Genomic DNA, 15987 nt, shown 5'->3' with positions numbered 1-15987 from the left:
AGCTACCGGCCGGACCTCCCCCCTCATGCTGTTCACGTCCGGGTCGGAGGCGCATGGCACCGGGGCCACGCCTCCCACCGCTACCGCCATGCCGACGGTCGCGCGTCCGTAAGGCTGGTCGTTCGTTCCAGCGAGCACGGCTGGGCGATGGCCTACGCGCGCCGCTACGGGTGGGATCCCGCCGCGACCACAGAGGACCTCAGGAATGGAAGGGCCACACCGACGTGAGGGACTTCGACGAGCCGGAGCAAGCACCACCGTGGCGACCGGAACACGGACCTCCGCCCACGGTGTGGACGTGGCCGCTCGGGCACGCTCCAGGCATGTTCGTACGGGCGAACGGCCGGTGGCGCTACGCCTGGGTACAAGCCCGGCACGAATACCGGGACGGCCGCACGGTCTATCACGTCCACGTCGACCTGGACCGCTCCCTCATGATCCGGTCCCGCTTCTACTACTGGCCGCAGGACCGCCTGCGCTGGGCACACCCTGGACGGGCCGAAGCCAGCCGGGGACAACACGCTCGCCCCGAACTGCTGCCCGGCCCCCTGCGGCGAGGCCCCCGAGCCGTCACACCCGAGGGCCCCACTCCATAGTCCTGCGCGTACAGGAAGAAGCGAGGCGCAGGCCGACCACGTCAACCTCACATATGCCTGCGCCCTCACGCCCATGAATTGGACGCACGAAGGCGGGTACCACGGACCAGTGTGCCCGTCGGATCCCAGCTCGCTCGTTGAGCCGCCGTCGGCCTTCTGAGGGCGGAATAGCCGACGCTCTCCTTCAGGGACGGTCCGGACGGTTCTAGACGTAGCCCGGCCCAGCAGCGCGTCAGTAGAGCTCTTGCGGAGCCAGGTGCTCACTGACCACTACAGCCGTAGGCTGGCCATCTCGGGGCTGTACTGGAGGTTTGCCATGCCCCGCCCAGTCTGGTCCGGAGCGATTTCGTTCGGCCTGGTCACCATCCCTATCAAGGTGCTGCCAGCGACGGAAAGCCACAACATCAGCTTCCACCAGTACCACCTCGAAGACATGGGCCGGATCCGGTACCGGAAAATCTGCGAGCTGGACGGCAAGCAGCTGCGCGAAGACGAGATCGGCAAGGGCTTCGAGGTCTCCAAGGACACGCTGATCGAGATCACCGATGAGGATCTGGCGAACATGCCATTGCCCACGGCGAAGGCCATTGAGATCGTCGCCTTCGTTCCCTCCGAGACCATCGATCCGATCCGCATCTCGGACGGCTACTACCTGTCAGCCGACGGCAAGGTGTCCGCCAAGCCCTACAAGCTGCTGCGCCAGGCCCTGGGCCGATCCAGCAAGGTAGCTGTGGCGAAGTTCGCGTGGCACGGCCGGGAGCGGCTCGGACTGCTGCGCGTCAAGGACAGCGTGCTCGTCCTGCATGCGATGCGGTGGCCGGACGAGATCCGCTCACCGCAAAGCTTGGCGCCGAAGCCGGTCGAGGTGGACGACTCCGAGATCGAGGGCGCGATCGCGCTGATGGAGGCGATGGGGCAGGACGACATCTCGGGCTTCACCGATCACTACCGCGAGGCCCTCGAGGAAGTCATCGCCGCGAAAGCTGCGGGCAAGCAGCCGAGCCCGCCCGGGAAGACGGCACAGCCGGCCGGGCAGGTCGTCGACCTGATGGCCGCGCTCAATGCCTCGGTGCAGGCCGCGAAGGAATCCCGCGGCGAGGCCGACGAGGGCGCTCAGCACGCCACCGTGCATGACATGCCGAAGAAGCGTGCCGCGAAGAAGACAGCGGCCGCTGCCAAGAAGACCTCCGCGAAGAAGCAGGCGCCGGCGAAGAAGACGGCGGCCCGGCCACGGAAGCGAGCCTGACGATCATGGGAATAGAAGGAATGAGCAGCGCGCCGATCGTCGTGCATCCGCCGTCGGCAGGTGGCGGCCGACGGATCACGGTCCACCGGCACGGCCGGGACGAGATCCTCGGCCTCGCCCACTCCGACCACGACCTGATCGTCTTCCTCGAAACCGCCGGCATCCTGGACCCGGAGCAGGTGCTGGACGATCCACGCTGGGTGGAATGGCGCGGCGGTCGGCCGCATCAGTGGGACGCCGCCTGAGCGTCAGGGCGCGGCGGGGTCTCGCGGGATACCCCAGGGCAAGCTGGAAACGCGAGCTATCGGCGACCCTGCCGTAGCGCGATAATGGAAATGTGGCTGTGGGTGTCGTTGTCGCCGGGTTCGTCCTGGGGACCGCTGTGTGCGTGTGGGCAAGTCGCCGGATTCTGCGGGCCCGCAAGCGTTCAGCCGGCCGAGACCGGGCGGCGCGGCAGGCGGAGGCGCAGTTGCGCCTGGCGGCAGACATGGTGATCGCGGAGCGCCGCCGTACCGGCAGTGCTCTCGTGCGCATCCCCATCCTGGTCTCTGATGTGCAGGCCAAGGCCTATGACCATTTCCGGCTCACGGTCCCGCGCTGGCGGGCAGCAGAGGCACTGCGGGAGAGCTACGAACGCTGGAGCTGCCGCTTCGACTGCACCACCGACGCCTACGACCTGTCTGACAGAGCCTGAACCGCCGGAGCCTTTCAGTCACGGGGCCGTGTCCATGCCGGGCCCCCGGCTTAAGCAGTACCCCCGAAGTACGGACTCGCCGGTGAGTTGGCCCCGGAGGCCTTCGTGCTCTGTCGGGGAGCCGCCAGGTCGCGAGCGCCGTCCTCACCCACGGGCGGTTGAGCCGGCCCACGGCGCGGGGTACGCGCCAGCCCCCCAGGCGGCCACGGTAATGATCCGCAAGGCTTCCACAGGACTGCGCTGTGCTCAGCTGCGCCCGGTCCATTCCTTCAGGACCGCGGCCAAAGCGCGCACGTCCAAGCGCCCGGCCGACACCTGCTCCGCGAGATCCGCCGCTTCCTTGGCGGTGAACCGTACGGGCAGGCCGCTGGCGTGCAGATAGCCAGCAGCGACAGTCGCACCGAAAAGCTGGTTACTGTGCTCCAGCGCCGGGACCAAAGCCAGCGAATGGAACAGGGCAGCGGCCCGGTGATGCGGCCGCGGATATACGGGTTCGTCCATGACGTGGAAGGCATGACGCGCGCGGGCCGCCTCCAAAGCACCCCAGTCCGTCACATCAGGATCACCGAGCTGGGCGCGGGCGATCTCCAGAAGCCACGGAAGATCCACCGTGAGATCCACTACGGGTATCCCGCCCTACGCCGCGGAAGCGGTGGACTCGGCCTGCGGGCCGAACCGCCGGGCGAACTCCTCGCGCATCCCGGGAGCGCTGAGGAAGAGGGCACTGCCCTCGAGAAAGCGTGCCTTGTCAAGCTCGCGGGCCAGGACACGTCCGGCGTAGGCCGTCGGATCCTCGTGCAGCTCGTCTGCCTCGCGTGCAAGCTGCTCGTACTGTGCGTCATCGAGCTCAATGCGAATTTCCCTGGCCATGCCACCACGTTAGCCGGACCCGGACTCTCACGGGAAGGATTCGGCTTGTGCGCAATGATCACCCACGCGGCCACCGCAACGGCTGCCCTCGCCGCGGCAGGTACCTGAACAGGGCCCTGCCGGTCTCGCTCAACGACGTGCTTCCGGCGCGCTCAGAGCCCTACCGAAGGGCCCGTCGGCCCGTCAACAAAGACGCTCCTCCACTCACTGCCACGTGAGCTGCTCACGCCATGAATCTCCTCCGCACAGCCCCACAGCCTGGCAGAACCGACCGATCGCGACCCACCACCCGGCCCGGTACGCGGCCGGGCCGCCGAAGACCATGCCCGCGGTTCTGTCAGTAGCGGGTGGCACAGTGGAAGGAATGCCCGGCGGTGTCCCATCCGTGAAGCCGATGCCACCGCCGGGCAGCCATCACGGGCTACCCGCCTCGTCCTCGAGTCACGCGTACACCCGGCACTGAATACCCGGCCGGCCGGGCAGGCGGTGCGTCCTTCCTGATCCATCGGTAGCCCACAGGGCATTGAGCTGCTGAAGGGCCGGTTGGCGGTGGCTTCGTCTCCTGGACTGATATCGACCACGAGAAGGCCGGGCTCATTGACGTGCACAGCGTCGATGTCGTCCATGGCCTGTCAACAAGCCCATGAGCAGAGTGGTATCGACGGCATCGGCGGGGATGCACACGGTGCCGCCCCCTCCATGCTGCGCCGGCTGCCACGGCTCTGACCCGCCGACGTGGTCAGTCGACGATGTCGATGTCCCCGGGACGGGCCGGGATCTCGCTCGCGCAGCGCTGTGCCGGTCATGGACCGAAGCCGGATTGGACTGCCGGGTGGGAACTGGACTGAGTGCAAGCGCTGCACTGGCCACGGCCGCTCGGGTCGGCTCGCCGCGGCGTTGGTCCGGTACAGGAGCGGCAGGCCGGCCAGTCCAGGCACAGTGGGCACAGCTTGGTGCCGGTCACCGTGCCCGGACGACCACAGCCACCGCACTCCACCATCACGTGAGACACCGGCGCAGACAGCGTATTCACGGCGGGCGGCGGGGCGGGACGGTGGAGGGGGTGCTGGGGGACGGACGATTCAGGCGGGCTGTCGCGGGCCGCGTCAGGGCACCGCGCGCCGAGGCGGGAGGCGCCCGGGTGGGCAGTGGTGGCGCCGGGCGGTGTGCCCAGGGCGCGGATCCGTGCGCCGATGACGGCTGCCACGCTGGTGCGCACTGTTCGGGGTAACGGCCGCGCGGCGATGGCATGTTCCACCCGCTGCACGCTGCAGCCCTGCTGCAGCAGACGATCCACCGCTGCCGCCACGGCATGAAGATCCGTCCCGGTCAGGCATTGCGGTGGGTTGGCGGCACCGATCCGCTCCAGCAACTGCACCCCGGGCGACACCGCACCAGGCGACAGTGCGGCGGGCGCCGGCTCGGCGGAGGACGGTGCGGTGTCGTGGAGGCGGGCCGTCGGCGCGGGGTTGCCGTGACCGGTCGCCCATTCTGATCGGGCGGGGCCGGGGGGAAGGGGGGTCCCTCTTCTCTTCCCTGTTTTCGTCTTCTGGTTACTGATGTTCTTACCCCCCGTGCCGGCCAACGCTGGATCAGCCAACGTCGGAAAATCCGACGTTGGCTGATCCAGCGCAGGAGCATCCAGCACAGGCCGATCCGCCAACTCCCCCGGTTGCCCAGCCGACACGAGCAGCGCGACCGTCCCAGACGGCAACCCGGGCGACGCGGTCACAGCCGAAGACCGAAGCGAGAGCGCAGATCCGACCTGAGGCGCGTCTGTGGGTGCAGGGTTGGGTTTGTGGTCGGCGGGCAGGGAGGCAGAGCCCGCGTGGGGCGAGGCAGGCGACGATGGTGGGGGTAACGCTGCACTTCCGACTTCGCCGGAAGATCCTCCCCCGTCGCCGGCAGGCTGGTCTGTGATCACATACACCACGGGCCCCAGCGTGCCGTCCGCCTGCCGGACCCGCTCACGACGCAGATACCCGAAGTACTCCAACTCCCCCAAGCCCGCCCGCACCGCGTCCCGACCCTCACGCCCACACCCGGCCAACGCGGCAACAGAAACCCGCCACCCCGACCGGTGCGACGCGATCAACCCGAACAGACCCTTCGCCTTGAAACTGATCCGCCCATCCCGGAACAACGCATTCGACACCTGCGTAAACGGAACCGACCCCACCAGCCCACGCCGCACCCCCACTCCGGAACTCACCACACCACACCCCGTACAAAGACCACGAACATCAACACCTCCCCGCCCCCAACCCCAACCGGCCTACGAACAGGCAGACAAGACTGCCAAAGGGCACGCCAGTACCGGACTCGAGGACATCCATCGCGAACTACACTCTGTCCGCGGGACTATGACCCACCAGTAACACCGAACGCCATGGCAAACCTGCACAACCAACGCCCGGCGGACATGCACACCTGCACAACCAGCGAGACATTTTACGAATGGGCCGTGCACAAGCACGTGGCACCGCTGCGTTTACGAGAACAAGAATCAGCCGGGGGTTTGCGACCGAGGTAGAGACCCTCTTCAAACTGATCTTGCACAGAGTACGAATGAGGCGAGACTGAACCGCTCCGGGATCGGTGGAGGCTCTATGCGTTGACTCCAGCCGCCGGTTGGGGCTGGTTTTGAGCGTAGGGCGGGTTTCCGGGCACGGGTTCCCTGGACGTCCAGCAGGGCGTCGAAGCAGTCCCCTCGCTCAGTCCTCCGCTTCGACGTACGTGCGAGCGCGGAACAGTCAGCGGGTGCGGCCGGGCGCGGGCCGGGCGGTGGTGCCCTTGGCGCGGGCGCGTCGGGCCCGCCGCAGGTGCACAAGCGCTACGGCCGCGATCAGCAGGCCCGCGAAGACACCGGCGATCACCGCTGGGCCGACGGCGTCCACAGCGGCGGCGATCGTGCGCTGGACGGCGCCTGCCGCGTCGATGACCGGGTCCTGGGTGGCAGGGTCGCGCTGGACGCGGAGTTCGTACCAGCCGTAGTAGGCCACATACGCACCCACGAGCAGGAGCAGGCCGCCGCCGAGGCGGGGCGCGACGGCGCCGAGGCGGCGCAGCCGCGTGACGGCCGTGGCGCGGGTGAGAGCGACGGTCAGCGAGGCGGCGCCGACGATCAGGCCCATCCCTCCGGCGTAGGCGGCGAACAACACGATGCCTTCGCCGGTCGAGCCGCTTCGGAAGGCGGAGACCACGATGGCGAGGAACGGGGCGATGGTGCAGCCCAGGGAGGCGGTGGCGTACGCCACCCCGAACAGGACCATCGCGGGGACGGAACGGGTGACGTTGGGCGCCCGGCGCAGCTTCGGGGCCGGGGAAGGCAGCTGGCGCCCCGCGAGCAGCCAGGCCCCCGCTCCTGCCATGAGGATTCCGAAGACGATGGTGAACCAGGGCAGATGCTTCTGCACCTGCCCTGCGACGGGCTGTACGGCCAGGCCGAAGACGCCGAAGAGGGCGGCGAAGCCGATGGTCATCGCGGCAGTGGCGGCAAGAGCCCGGCCGACGGCGACGGTGCGGGTGGGGATGCGATCGCCGAGGACGAGCAACGACAGATAGGCGGGGAGCAGAGCGAAGCCGCACGGGTTGACGGCGGCGAGCATGCCCGCCGCGAGGGCGAGGGCGAGCGGCAGGTCGGCCATGGGAACTCAGCCTGTCAGTCCGGCGACCTTCTCGGCGAGCCCGTCGCCTCCCGGCAGCACGCCTTCGTAGACGGTCTTGCCGTCCTTGTCGAGAATGACGTAGCGGCTCTGCTCAGTGACCTCGAACCGCTTCCACACGTCACCGGACTCGTCGGACAGGTGAGGGAAGGAGCCGGTCTTCGTCTCGGAGACGAAGTCCTTCATGGCGGCGTTCTTGTCCAGGCCGGCGACGCCGACGACGTTCGCCTTGCCCGCGTAGTCGGCAGCGACCTCGGCGGTCTCGGCAGCCTGGGCGCGGCACTTGGGGCACCAGGGCGCCCAGAACCACAGCACGGTCGGCTTGCCCCCGAGTGCCTTTCCGTCGAAGGGCTTGCCGTCCACGGTGGTGGCCGTGAACTTCAGCACCTCGGGCATTTCGGCACCAGCAGCGCCCGTCTCGCCGCCGTCCGACGAGGCGGACGACCGCGTCGGCGGTGACGCCGTCGAGGGGGCTGCCCCGGCATCGGTGCCGGAGTCGGAGCCGCCTTCGGTTCCGCACCCGGTGACGGCAAGCAGAGCAGCGGCCAGGACGGCCGGAAAGAGCGAACGGGCGCGCATGGAGAACTCCTGTGGGTTTCGGGACCGGGCATGACTCTAGATCCGTCCTGCCCGGCACGTCCGGGATGCCGTCCTTACGGTTCGGTGACGTCAGACCGCGGCGTCCTTGAGCGGTCGGCCTGCAGGACGGTCATGCGGCCACGGGCGAGGCGGAGCACGCCGCGGTCGGCGTGGTCGCGGAACCCTTGGTGGATGTCTCGCGGGAGATGCCCGCGAGAGTTCCGGGCCGCTCGTGGGTGAGCGCGATCTGCCTGTGACGCCCACCGGGCCGCAGCGCTCCGGCCGGAGGCTGGGCAGTGGTGAGAGGGCCCGGGTTGGTGGCGATGCGCTGGGCGACCGTCTTGAACACGCGGTCGGACAGGCGCTGTTCCAGATCGCCCAGGATCACAGTGATCCAGGCGGCGATGCGGGCGCCGTTCAGCAGCGACCGGTTCACGTCGGCGCGGCTCATCACGCAGACGATGACGTCTTCGGGGGCATCGGCGCTTCGTGGTTGCCATCGACGATCACCACGCCCATGCACGTCACCTGCACCTTCACCCCGCCTCCGCGCGGCTCACTCACCCGGATCCGGGTCCGGGGCGACGCGGGCCACTACTACCGCCCGGCCGCGCCGGTCATGGCGAGAAGGGTCCGCTCGTCCAACGGCAAGGACCTGCGCGACCTGGAGCGCCGACTGTCGGAGCCGCCACGGTCGGCGGACACCCTCCAGGCCGAACATGCGAGCGAGCTGCCCCCGGGGGGCAGGGCCCCGGCCGGCCGGAGACCGGTGATCCGGGCCGGGACATCGGGGCGGGCTCCGTTCACGGCGATCCCGGGGTGAGAGGACTGACCCCGGCCCCGGACATGGCGATGGCCGCCCACCGGGACAGTGCCCGGGCGGCCATCGCAGCAGGTGGGGTCAGTGGCCGGCGAGTTCGCCGGTGAGCTTGCCGTGGAGGTCGGCGCTCGGGCTGTTCAGGCCGATGATCTCGACGGTCTTGCCGCGCTGGGCGTACTTGGTCTCGATCGCGTCGAGAGCGGCGACCGAGGAAGCGTCCCAGACGTGGGCGGCGCTCAGGTCGATGATGACCTTGCCGGGGTCGGTGGCGTAGGCGAACTGAGCCACGAGGTCGTTGGAGGAGGCGAAGAACAGTTCGCCGGTCACGGAGTACACCACCGTGCTGCCGTCGGGGTCGGTAACCGCTGTGACCTCTGCGAGGTGAGCCACGCGCCTGGCGAAAACGACCATGGCGGTGACGGAACCGACGACGACGCCGATGGCCAGGTTGTCGGTGGCGACCACGCAGACCACGGTGACAGCCATGACAGCGATCTCCCCGGCCGGCATCCGCTTCAGCGTCTTCGGGGCGATCGAGTGCCAGTCGAAGGTCGCGAACGACACCATCACCATCACAGCGACCAGGGCAGCCATGGGGATGCCGGAGACCACCGAGCCGAAGGCGATGCACAGCACCATCAGGAACACACCGGCCAGGAAGGTGGATAGGCGGGTCCGTGCGCCGGATACCTTCACGTTGATCATCGTCTGACCGATCATCGCGCAGCCGCCCATGCCTCCGAAGAAGCCGGTGACGATGTTGGCGATGCCCTGGCCGATGGACTCGCGGGTCTTGGAGGAGTGGGTGTCGGTGATGTCGTCGACCAGTTTGGCCGTCATCAGCGACTCCATCAGGCCCACCAGTGCCATCGCGAAGGCGTACGGGGCGACGGTGATCAGGGTGCTCAGAGTGAACGGCACGTCGGGCAGGCCCGGCACCGGCAGCGAGGACGGCAGGGCACCCTTGTCGCCGACGGTCGGCACCGCGATGCCGGCAGCCACCGTGATGACGGTCAGGATGACGATGGAGACCAGCGGCGCGGGGATCACGGTGGTGATCTTCGGGAAGAAGACCATCAGGGCAAGGCCGGCCACGATCAGCGGATACACGGGCCAGGGCACGTCACGCATCTCGGGAACCTGGGCCAGGAAGATCAGGATCGCGAGCGCGTTGACGAAACCGACCATCACCGAGCGCGGCACGAACCGCATCAGCTTCGCCACACCCAGCGCGCCGAGGGTGATCTGGATGACACCGCCCAGGATGACTGCGGCGATCAGGTAGCCAAGTCCGTGCTCACGGTTCAGCGGTGCGATCACGAGCGCGACGGCTCCGGTCGCGGCGGAGATCATCGCGCGGCGCCCGCCGACGACCGAGATGACCACAGCCATGGTGAACGAGGCGAACAGACCGACGGCCGGATCGACGCCGGCGATGATCGAGAACGAGATCGCCTCCGGGATCAGCGCGAGGGCGACGACCAGACCGGCCAGCACCTCCGTACGCCAGATCCTCGGGTTGTTCAGCCAGTCCGGGCGCAGGCCACGCAGCCGCGCGGCGGGAGTCACTACGGAAAAAGACAAGGAAGCAAATACCTGTCGTGCTCGGGCACACCCCACTGGCAGGGCGGGGCATGTGGGAGAACGCGGAGAAGCCAGGCCGGCGCCCCCGCGGGCGGCCCGCGGGGGCGGACCGGGAAATCTGTGAAGGGGAGGGAGCCGCGGGCCCGCACCAAGGCTCGGGCAGGCGACTCACATCGCGGGGCGAAGTATCACGGCGGGCAGGCGGCAGCAGTGGGCGTCATGGGCTCGAGCACGCTCACTCCTGCAGGAAATCGAATCTCGCCGGGGTACCGTCGGCCCCGGCACGGTAGTGGCGGGGCGGCGTGGGCCCCTGGCCACCGGCCACTCTACCCTAACGTTAGAGTAGAGATCGGCGGGGACCGGGCGGGACTCGGTCCGGCAGGACGAGAAGGGTCAGGATGCGGCGTGGACGACAAGCACATGCAGATCGGCGAAGTCGCCGCGCGGACCGAATTGTCCCTGCGTACCATCCGGCACTATGAGGAGACCGGCCTGGTCATCCCCTCCGCCCGCTCCCAGGGCGGATTCCGCCTCTATACCGAAGCCGACGTCGCCCGCCTCATGGTGATCCGCCGTATGAAGCCGCTGGGCTTCACCCTCGACCAGATGCGCGACCTGCTGGAAGCCACCGACTGCCTCGACAGGGACAGCGATCTCAACGCGGCGGAGCGAGAGGTACTGCTGAATCGCGTACGCGCCTACGAGCGGGCCGCCGCTGAACAGGTGGACAAGCTCCGCGTCCAGCTGTCCCGCGCCGAAGACTTCGCCGCCACCCTCCGCAGCCGCCTGGAGCAGAACGCTTCCGTCGCCCTGTCATGACCCTCGCGTTCCACCGCGCCGGCCTGCGGCCCGGCTCTCAGGTCATCCTGTCGCCCGGCGCGGGCAAGCGGGCGGCGAGTTCGGCATCGGCCTCGGAGGTGGGCTTGCAGCGGGAGCTCTCCGGCTTGTGATGCCGGAACGCCATGGCACGAGCAGGCTCGCCCCTGCCGTGCACTCCGAGGCAGCCAGATCTGCGGACAGTCCGCCGCTCCTCGCCACAGCCATGCACCGTCGATGCCCCACGGGTGCACCCACCACCAGCACAGCTTCCCTCTCGCGCCACGGCGGAGAACTCCGCGAAGGCTCCGGCAGCGGTGAGTGGGAAGCCATCACGGAGCACGCCGGCGCACCAGAGGCGAAACAGGTCCGGTGGGGCGCCGATCTCCTCAAAGCTGCTCTGCAACGGGTTCATGTCGCTGAGCGCCTCGGAGGCACGCTCGGCGGAACCGGTCCTTCCATCGGCCTCCGGACGCTGCTGTGGGCGGCGTTCGTACTCGCCGGATCCGCCAGGGTGCGCCCCGGCGCATCCCGCTGTTCATGCGCGCCGACAGGCGTGGCTGTCAGGCGGGTGGCGGATTGATGGTCACGTTCTTTGTGACGGTGACCTGGTCGATGTCGGTGATGCGCACGGTCAGGCGCATGGTCCAGGTGCCGGGCAGGGGAAGCCGCAGATTGTCCGCCCACCAGTACCCCTTCCTGTCGACGAGCTTCGCATCCAGCGGGCCGATCCGCTGGGCGAGCTGCGTGAGGGTGAGACGGAGCTCGGGGACGGTGGAAACACCTGTGTCCGGTCCGAACACGATGGCCTGCACGGTGTTGTCGCCGACTTGCCCCGGGTCGAAGGTGATCTGCACCATGCCGTGCCCGTTCGGTGTGCCGACGTCAAAGGGGACCGTCACTACTGTCGCCGGAGGGCGCTGGTATGCGGTGGCCGCGGCAATGCTCTGGAGGGCGGCTCGGCTGGGCTGGGTTCCGGTGAGCACCGTGGTGATCGTCAGAACGACGACACCGATGACGGCCTCGACGACGACCGACCTGCGCAGCCCGCGCCGGTACCGGTCGGACGGGGAACCGCACGGATCGGCACCGGGGCTGTCGGCGGGGTCCCGCGGACAGGGAGGCCCAGCACGTTGCGTGGCCTCAGCCGTGTCGCCGCCCGGTGAGGCACCGACGCCGACGCTCTGCCCCACGCGTGCGCGCTGGGTCACCGCCGCCGGGACGGCTGGGAGATTCTCTCGGGGCTGCGGCTCTTCGATGAGCTGTGCGGTCCACTGCCGGGAGAACGCCGCCGCGGCCAGCACCAGGACCACGGCGCCGACCTTGAGGATGAGCAGCTTGCCGTACTCGGTGGTGGTCAGGGCGTCCAAGGAGCCAACCTGCCGCCAGGACTGGTAGACACCGGTGACGACCAGGACGATCACCGCGGTGAAGGCCAGCCGGGAGAAGCGCGCGACCGCCGCTGCCGGAATCACCGTGCCGGCGGGCGCCCGGTACAAGGCGCCCGCCAGCGCGACGAGTCCGCCGAGCCACGCTGCCATAGCCAGCAGGTGCAGTACGGCGCCTGGGATCGCCAGCGGCACCTGAGTACCGGTGGAAGCGTGCCCGGCGGCGGCCCAGGTGAGGGCCAGGCCCACGACGAGCACCGCCCCCACGGCACGTACCTCGAAGTCGACCTGTGACTCTTCGGGGGGCAGATCAGCCATCTCCGACGACGTCTTCACGTGAGAAGAGGCGGCGTTGGCGGCGGGTTCCTTCCCCGTCCCGTCAGCGTTGCGGCGAAGGCGGCCACTTACCAGTGCCAGGAGAACAGCGGCCGCAGCGAGCAGCAACAGCCGTGCCACCAAGGCTGTCCCGGACCTGCCGGTGATGGTCCGGCCCAGGAGCGGCAGGTCAAAGACGGCGGTGAGGCCCTGGCCCGTCTCGTACGCGCCCCGGAGCAGCAGCAGGACAATGGTCGATGCAAGCACCGCCGTCCAGCCGGTCAGCAGCAGCCGGCGCATCGGGCGCAGCCCAGCGCTGGCGGGCCAGCAGACGAGAACGAACAGGGCGGCACCGATGAGCAGGGCAAAGCCGCTGTAGGCGACGTAACGGAAGAAGTCGTAGAGGCGGGAGGCGGCGGTGTCGTCCGGGGACTCGTCCGACGCTACGGCCGTGGTAACGGAAGGCTTGCCGACGGAGAAGGTAAACGCTCCGGAGACCGGGTGACTGTCAGCGGAGACCGTGCGCCAGGACACCGTGTACGTGCCCTTGGGCAGCTTGCCGCGCAGCAGCACTCGGGCGGTGGTCGCCTTTCCCCCTGCATGCGTGACCGCCCCGTGCTCGACGCGCTGGTTCTTCGGTGACAGCACACGCAGGGAGCCGTCGGAGAGACTGACGGCTTCGCTGAAGGTGAGCGTGACGTACTTCGGAGCCGTCTTGAGAACGGAAACGTCGGCTGGTTCGGACTTGGTCAGAACGGCATGGGCAGAGGCGGGCCCAGCGCCACCGAGGAGGAAGGCGAGCACGGTTCCGACCAGCACCAGAGCGGTCAGCGGGATCCTGAGCAGGCGCGATTCCGTGTGCATGGAGCAACCTCCAGATGAGTGAGTCGTGTGCTGCGGGTGGTTCATTGGGGACGGCGCCTCATGGCCCCGTTTCCGCCGCGACGTGGATGCCGTTGGGCTGGACCGTGGAGCGGATGATCACCAACACCGTGGCCCCTCGGTGTTGCCGCACGCGCCGCTACCCAGGTCGTCGCCGCAGTGGCGGTCGCGTGTTCCGGCGCCGCCCATCGCGTCGGCGCCGTAGCGTCGTTGACGCTGGTGGGTGGTCATCTGCACGCCCGCGCCGCACAGCCGCCGGGTGCGGCGCGGGCGTGCAGATGACCCTCCCCGTCCGCCTGTACGGTCACCCCGCCGCCGGGTTGAGTGGCGGAACGTTCGTGTAGAAGTTCTCCAGGCCGGGGGGTGCGGTAAGGGCAGTGACCGGTTCGCCCGGCTGAGGCGCGGGCGGGGTGAGCTCGGCCTTGGGGAGTTTCGGCGGGCTGGTCTGCTGGAAGTTGGCCTGGTCGAAATTGACCAGGCCGGTCTTCTCCAGAACCGTGATGTGGTCGAGGACGACGTCGTTGGCTTGATCGGCCAACTGGCGCACCAGGGTGTTCTTGGTGGTGGCACGGATCTTGGCAATGGCCGGAAAGATCTGACCATGGGTCACGCGCATGATGTTGGCGGCGTTGGTGTCGAACTGCTTGCCGGTGCTCCCCACCACCGTCGCCACGAACTGCTGCTGTTGCGGCGAGGCCCGGTTGGGCAGGGTGATGTTCAGCTCGGGGGCGACCTTGCGGGTGCTCTCGTCGAGCAGGGAGTGCCCGACAATTAGGTGTTCGCCGGCCTCCCTCATGGCCTCCGTCGTGCCCCTCTTCATGGACGCCTCGCCCAGGGGGTGCTCCCACAGCCCGGCCGCGCGGACCTTGACGACAAAGTCGCGGTCGGCCTCGGTCAGCGGCCCGTACCGGGTGTTGGCGATGACGCGCTCCGAGTTGGTGGCCGTGTTCTCTATGCCAAGGATGACGGGGTAGAGGAGCACGATGAAGGTCAGGACCAGACCGCCGATGATGATGACGGTTCCTGCCGTGGGTTGCGACGTGCGCATGGTGCCTCCTGATGTGAACGGCCCGTGCCCCAGGGAGTACGGACAAGCTGCAACAGATCATTACGCTGGCTGAAATTTGCGTCCTACTCCGCGTCGCTGTCGACATGCACCGGTCGAAGCAACCGACTCTTCGGCCGGACGATTGGCCTCGGTAGGACAGAGCCCTGCCCCGCAGCCGCCACCGGCGCGGGCGCGCGCCGCAATCGGCACGCGTGGCTGGCGCATCAGTTCAGCCGCTGCCTGATGCGCGCGCCGCAACGCGAGTGGCCGGCACTCGGTCCCGGGACCGAGTGGCAGCCACCCTACGGCCCGTCAAGCAGCCGCTGACATGCGCCGACTTCGCAGGGGCAGCCCAGCCAGCCCAGCATCCGGGTCAGCACGAAGCCTTGCGCTGTTCGTCCGAGAGCTCGGCCAGCAGCTCCGCGAGTGCGATGCGGTCGTCGAAGCCCGGCAGGCCCGCGGCTGGGTGCGTTCGGCCGCCGCCTGCCAGTCGTCGATATCCGCCAGACCGCCCCGGGCAGCGACGTACCGGCTGCCGTCGACCACCGCGTGACGCGTGGACAGCAGGCCAACTGCGAGGCGCGGTGTGCCAGTGACCGCCTTGAGCAGCCGCGGGGTCCCGGCGTCGTCAGACGACAGCTGTCCTCAGGGGTGGACCTCGAGACGTGATGGCGTAAACGAGCAGGAGCTGTTTCGGCACGCGGTTCGAGCGGCCTCGGCGGGGACGGACGCGCGGGCGGTGCGTCGGTGCGGGGATCCAGAGCAGCAGGCGCAGGGGGGCGACGAGCCGTCCACCGACGGCCCGCAGGATGCGGAAGGCGGCCCGCTCGCCGTGGGCGAGCCACAGGCCGCACAGCACGGCGGCAACCAGGTGCGCCACAAGCATGCCCATCGAGGACATCGCCCCCATGTCATGGCTCATGGAGTGGAGGGGCATCGCAATGCCCTCGGAATCAGCGCCCGACCCGGTCGAGGGGCCGCACAGAAGGTAGGGAACCCACCGCCAGGCCAGAGACGCCTCGCCGGACGATTCCGGCCGCAGGACCAACTGCGCGGACGAGAACAACGAGTCCAGAAGCAGCTGGGCGGCGACCGCGACGGAGACGACCACGAAGAGTCCGCGTTCGCGACCGGCCAGCCACCACGCGATCCCGCCCGTCGCTACGACCCCGACGACCAGCGCCCACCAAGGCACCGCGATGCCTGTGATCACCACATGCCCCAGGGCAGCGAGCAGCACGCAGATGGCCGCGAACACCACGGCCCTCAGCGTGCGAGAACACCACCCAGCAGTCATGCCCGCCCATCCTTGCATTCGGGCCCCCGCCATCACACAGTCGTACGGAAGTCGAGCGACACTCCACTCAATGCGGCGGGCGTGATCAACCACACAGCAAGAAGCTCGTCGAGGGACTCATCACCGAGATTTACGCGGACAAGACGGCACGGGCGAGACACGCGTGGTCATCGTCATCAGCTCGGGC

General features: G+C 68.8%; 16 protein-coding genes. 6 read left to right on the top strand and 10 right to left on the bottom strand.

From position 1 onward, the window contains the following. The first annotated feature begins 323 nt into the window (after nucleotides 1–323). The 4 genes from OHA05_RS37465 to OHA05_RS37450 all read left to right on the top strand — a co-directional run bounded on the left by OHA05_RS37465 (nucleotide 324) and on the right by OHA05_RS37450 (nucleotide 2536). Nucleotides 324–596, top strand: a complete 273-nt coding sequence (locus tag OHA05_RS37465; RefSeq protein ID WP_328863181.1) for a hypothetical protein — start codon at nucleotides 324–326, stop codon at nucleotides 594–596. A gap of 316 nt (nucleotides 597–912) precedes the next feature. After that, on the top strand, nucleotides 913–1842 hold the full coding sequence (gene ku, locus OHA05_RS37460) for a non-homologous end joining protein Ku (RefSeq protein WP_328863180.1): 930 nt from the start codon (nucleotides 913–915) through the stop codon (nucleotides 1840–1842). Nucleotides 1843–1862: 20 nt separating this feature from the next. Then, nucleotides 1863–2087: a hypothetical protein gene (locus tag OHA05_RS37455; RefSeq protein WP_328863542.1), complete on the top strand. Its 225-nt coding sequence runs from the start codon at nucleotides 1863–1865 to the stop codon at nucleotides 2085–2087. Nucleotides 2088–2179: 92 nt separating this feature from the next. Next, nucleotides 2180–2536: a hypothetical protein gene (locus OHA05_RS37450; RefSeq protein ID WP_328863179.1), complete on the top strand. Its 357-nt coding sequence runs from the start codon at nucleotides 2180–2182 to the stop codon at nucleotides 2534–2536. A gap of 246 nt (nucleotides 2537–2782) precedes the next feature. Here the strand turns inward: OHA05_RS37450 and OHA05_RS37445 are convergent, their stop codons facing one another. The 6 genes from OHA05_RS37445 to OHA05_RS37425 all read right to left on the bottom strand — a co-directional run bounded on the left by OHA05_RS37445 (nucleotide 2783) and on the right by OHA05_RS37425 (nucleotide 8101). After that, nucleotides 2783–3157 carry a fic family toxin-antitoxin system, toxin component gene (locus OHA05_RS37445; protein WP_328863178.1) on the bottom strand — a complete coding sequence of 125 codons (375 nt, stop codon included), beginning with the start codon at nucleotides 3155–3157 and terminating at the stop codon, nucleotides 2783–2785. 15 nt (nucleotides 3158–3172) lie between these two features. After that, nucleotides 3173–3406, bottom strand: a complete 234-nt coding sequence (locus OHA05_RS37440) for a hypothetical protein (RefSeq protein WP_328863177.1) — start codon at nucleotides 3404–3406, stop codon at nucleotides 3173–3175. A gap of 152 nt (nucleotides 3407–3558) precedes the next feature. Beyond that, nucleotides 3559–4032 (bottom strand): DUF6207 family protein, encoded by a 474-nt coding sequence (locus OHA05_RS38355; protein WP_443043821.1) that lies wholly within the window; start codon nucleotides 4030–4032, stop codon nucleotides 3559–3561. 2127 nt (nucleotides 4033–6159) lie between these two features. Continuing rightward, entirely contained in the window at nucleotides 6160–7053 is an 894-nt protein-coding gene (locus OHA05_RS37435; protein WP_328863176.1) for a cytochrome c biogenesis CcdA family protein, read from the bottom strand. Nucleotides 7054–7059: 6 nt separating this feature from the next. Further along, nucleotides 7060–7650, bottom strand: coding sequence for a redoxin family protein (locus OHA05_RS37430; protein ID WP_328863175.1), 591 nt, complete (start codon nucleotides 7648–7650; stop codon nucleotides 7060–7062). Nucleotides 7651–7780: 130 nt separating this feature from the next. Then, nucleotides 7781–8101 carry a hypothetical protein gene (locus OHA05_RS37425; RefSeq protein ID WP_328863174.1) on the bottom strand — a complete coding sequence of 107 codons (321 nt, stop codon included), beginning with the start codon at nucleotides 8099–8101 and terminating at the stop codon, nucleotides 7781–7783. A gap of 66 nt (nucleotides 8102–8167) precedes the next feature. On the opposite strand from OHA05_RS37425, the gene OHA05_RS37420 reads away from it, so the two are divergent. Further along, a complete protein-coding gene (locus OHA05_RS37420) occupies nucleotides 8168–8473 on the top strand; it encodes a hypothetical protein (protein WP_328863173.1) in 306 nt (101 codons plus the stop codon). Nucleotides 8474–8551: 78 nt separating this feature from the next. Here the strand turns inward: OHA05_RS37420 and OHA05_RS37415 are convergent, their stop codons facing one another. Further along, nucleotides 8552–10054 carry a SulP family inorganic anion transporter gene (locus OHA05_RS37415; RefSeq protein ID WP_328863172.1) on the bottom strand — a complete coding sequence of 501 codons (1503 nt, stop codon included), beginning with the start codon at nucleotides 10052–10054 and terminating at the stop codon, nucleotides 8552–8554. Between the two features lie 405 nt (nucleotides 10055–10459). Here OHA05_RS37415 and OHA05_RS37410 point away from each other — a divergent pair, with 405 nt between their 5' ends. After that, nucleotides 10460–10873 carry a MerR family transcriptional regulator gene (locus OHA05_RS37410; protein WP_328863171.1) on the top strand — a complete coding sequence of 138 codons (414 nt, stop codon included), beginning with the start codon at nucleotides 10460–10462 and terminating at the stop codon, nucleotides 10871–10873. Nucleotides 10874–11433: 560 nt separating this feature from the next. On the opposite strand, the gene OHA05_RS37405 is transcribed toward OHA05_RS37410, so the two are convergent. The 3 genes from OHA05_RS37405 to OHA05_RS37390 all read right to left on the bottom strand — a co-directional run bounded on the left by OHA05_RS37405 (nucleotide 11434) and on the right by OHA05_RS37390 (nucleotide 15800). Continuing rightward, nucleotides 11434–13437 (bottom strand): copper resistance CopC/CopD family protein, encoded by a 2004-nt coding sequence (locus OHA05_RS37405; RefSeq protein ID WP_328863170.1) that lies wholly within the window; start codon nucleotides 13435–13437, stop codon nucleotides 11434–11436. Nucleotides 13438–13759: 322 nt separating this feature from the next. Continuing rightward, nucleotides 13760–14503 carry a DUF4142 domain-containing protein gene (locus OHA05_RS37400; RefSeq protein WP_328863169.1) on the bottom strand — a complete coding sequence of 248 codons (744 nt, stop codon included), beginning with the start codon at nucleotides 14501–14503 and terminating at the stop codon, nucleotides 13760–13762. 628 nt (nucleotides 14504–15131) lie between these two features. After that, entirely contained in the window at nucleotides 15132–15800 is a 669-nt protein-coding gene (locus OHA05_RS37390) for a hypothetical protein (RefSeq protein WP_328863168.1), read from the bottom strand. Nucleotides 15801–15987 lie beyond the last annotated feature (187 nt).

This window comes from Streptomyces sp. NBC_00306, assembly GCF_036169555.1.
GTDB classification, from domain to species: domain Bacteria; phylum Actinomycetota; class Actinomycetes; order Streptomycetales; family Streptomycetaceae; genus Streptomyces; species Streptomyces achmelvichensis.
Note: the sequence above shows the minus strand (reverse complement) of the source record. Positions and strands in the feature narration are given on the sequence as shown.

Excerpts from the sequence above, each read along its gene's own strand:
- OHA05_RS38355 (WP_443043821.1), bottom strand. The coding sequence starts at position 4,032 with ATGGACGACATCGACGCTGTGCACGTCAATGAGCCCGGCCTTCTCGTG.
- ku (WP_328863180.1), top strand. The coding sequence starts at position 913 with ATGCCCCGCCCAGTCTGGTCCGGAGCGATTTCGTTCGGCCTGGTCACC.
- OHA05_RS37420 (WP_328863173.1), top strand. The coding sequence starts at position 8,168 with ATGCACGTCACCTGCACCTTCACCCCGCCTCCGCGCGGCTCACTCACC.
- OHA05_RS37400 (WP_328863169.1), bottom strand. The coding sequence starts at position 14,503 with ATGCGCACGTCGCAACCCACGGCAGGAACCGTCATCATCATCGGCGGT.
- OHA05_RS37430 (WP_328863175.1), bottom strand. The coding sequence starts at position 7,650 with ATGCGCGCCCGTTCGCTCTTTCCGGCCGTCCTGGCCGCTGCTCTGCTT.
- OHA05_RS37465 (WP_328863181.1), top strand. The coding sequence starts at position 324 with ATGTTCGTACGGGCGAACGGCCGGTGGCGCTACGCCTGGGTACAAGCC.
- OHA05_RS37455 (WP_328863542.1), top strand. The coding sequence starts at position 1,863 with ATGAGCAGCGCGCCGATCGTCGTGCATCCGCCGTCGGCAGGTGGCGGC.
- OHA05_RS37425 (WP_328863174.1), bottom strand. The coding sequence starts at position 8,101 with ATGAGCCGCGCCGACGTGAACCGGTCGCTGCTGAACGGCGCCCGCATC.
- OHA05_RS37440 (WP_328863177.1), bottom strand. The coding sequence starts at position 3,406 with ATGGCCAGGGAAATTCGCATTGAGCTCGATGACGCACAGTACGAGCAG.
- OHA05_RS37405 (WP_328863170.1), bottom strand. The coding sequence starts at position 13,437 with ATGCACACGGAATCGCGCCTGCTCAGGATCCCGCTGACCGCTCTGGTG.
- OHA05_RS37435 (WP_328863176.1), bottom strand. The coding sequence starts at position 7,053 with ATGGCCGACCTGCCGCTCGCCCTCGCCCTCGCGGCGGGCATGCTCGCC.
- OHA05_RS37390 (WP_328863168.1), bottom strand. The coding sequence starts at position 15,800 with ATGACTGCTGGGTGGTGTTCTCGCACGCTGAGGGCCGTGGTGTTCGCG.